Raw genomic sequence first — 593 nt, forward strand, 5'->3', positions numbered from 1 at the left:
CTAGATCATCATCATCATCTCGCATGCAAGTGTCTACTGTCAAACCTTCCCAAGCTGTTGTATGCAGGTCGCAAAAACGTGAAGAGGGTGTGACCTCAGATGCTTCGATATCGCGTAGGTTGGCTTTGACTGTTCTTATTGGTGCAGCTGCTGTTGGTTCTAAGGTTTCACCTGCTGATGCTGCTTATGGTGAAGCTGCTAATGTGTTCGGGAAGCCAAAGTCAACAGAGTTCTCACAATATCAAGGTCCCGGATTCAAGCTATCCATTCCAGCGAAATGGAACCCGAGCAAGGAAGTAGAGTTCCCTGGTCAAGTGCTTAGATACGAGGACAACTTTGACACCACAACCAACCTTTCAGTCTTGGTACAACCTACCGATAAGAAATCCATCAAAGATTTCGGTTCCCCTGAAGAATTCCTCTCCAAGGTTGATTACTTGCTAGGGAAACAAGCTTACTTTGGCAAAACCGCATCTGAGGGAGGATTTGAACCAGATGCAGTTGCAACCGCAAACATATTGGAAGTTGCAACTCCCGTTGTTGATGAAAAGCAATACTACTATGTGTCAGTGCTAACAAGGACAGCTGACGGA

At 45.9% G+C, this 593-nt stretch carries 1 protein-coding gene; it reads left to right on the forward strand.

Annotation, left to right across the window (positions count from 1 at the left end):
- Positions 1–125: 125 nt before the first annotated feature.
- The coding region (locus FQP90_RS23035) for a PsbP-related protein (protein WP_167510553.1) at positions 126–593 on the forward strand (468 nt) is incomplete at its 3' end.

The organism is Paenarthrobacter nitroguajacolicus, from assembly GCF_007786235.1.
In the GTDB taxonomy this organism is placed as follows: Bacteria; Actinomycetota; Actinomycetes; order Actinomycetales; family Micrococcaceae; genus Arthrobacter; species Arthrobacter nitroguajacolicus_A.